Source organism: Burkholderia sp. Tr-862, from assembly GCF_011753085.1.
Taxonomy (GTDB): domain Bacteria; phylum Pseudomonadota; class Gammaproteobacteria; order Burkholderiales; family Burkholderiaceae; genus Burkholderia; species Burkholderia ambifaria.
The window spans coordinates 1-815 of sequence record NZ_VWWG01000410.1 but is presented as its reverse complement, the minus strand read 5'-3'; the positions used below and the strand labels follow the sequence as shown (position 1 = coordinate 815).

The following is an 815-nucleotide window of genomic DNA, read 5'->3' as shown; positions in this document are numbered from 1 at the left end:
CGCCGCGCGTCAGCGCGCGATCGATGTCGGCGACGCCGCGTGCGTCGGGCCGCGCCTTCGCATGCGCGGCAATGCGCGCGTGCACCGGCACGAACGGCTCGGCTTCGGCCGCGCCTGCCGGTGCGTTCCACGCGAAGAGTTGCGCGAGTTCGTCGGCCGGCAGCCAGTCGAGATCGCCGATCGGCAAATCGGGACGAGCGAGCGCGTCGCCGAGCAGCGTGACGAAGCGTGCGGCGAGCCGCTCAATCGCGTCGGCATCGAACAGGTCGAGCGCGTAGATGAACGCAGCGTCGAACGTGCCGTCGGGCGTCGCCTCGACGGCAAGCGTCAGGTCGAATTTCGCGGACGGCGTGCCGGACGGCAGCAATGCGGCCGACGCCGCGCCGAGCGCCGGCAGCGCGCGGCGCTCGCCGTACGCGGCCATCACCTGGAACAGCGGATGGTGGCTGGCGCTGCGCGGCACGCCGAGCGCGTCGACGACCTGCTCGAACGGCACGTCCTGATGCATCTGCGCATCGACGAGCGCCCGCTGCGTGCGCGCGACCAGCGACGAGAAATCGCCGTGTGCCGGCACGTCGACGTCGATCGCGAGCGTGTTGACGAAGAAGCCGATCAGGCCGGCCGTTTCCGCGCGCTCGCGGTTCGCGGCCGGCACGCCGACGCAGATCCGCGCATCGCCGGTCGCACGCGCGAGCAGCGCGTCGAGCGCCGCGAGCAGTACCGCGAACGGCGTTGCGCCCGATGCGGCCGCGAACGCGCGCAGCCGTGCACCGATATGGGCGTCGAGCGAAAACACATGGCGTGCGCCGCGCGCG

The 815-nt window shown here is 72.5% G+C and carries 1 protein-coding gene; it reads right to left on the bottom strand.

Features of this window, described 5'->3' with window-relative positions:
• Positions 1-815 (bottom strand): condensation domain-containing protein (locus F3J14_RS35200; protein ID WP_247682373.1); only part of this gene is annotated, 815 nt, incomplete at both ends.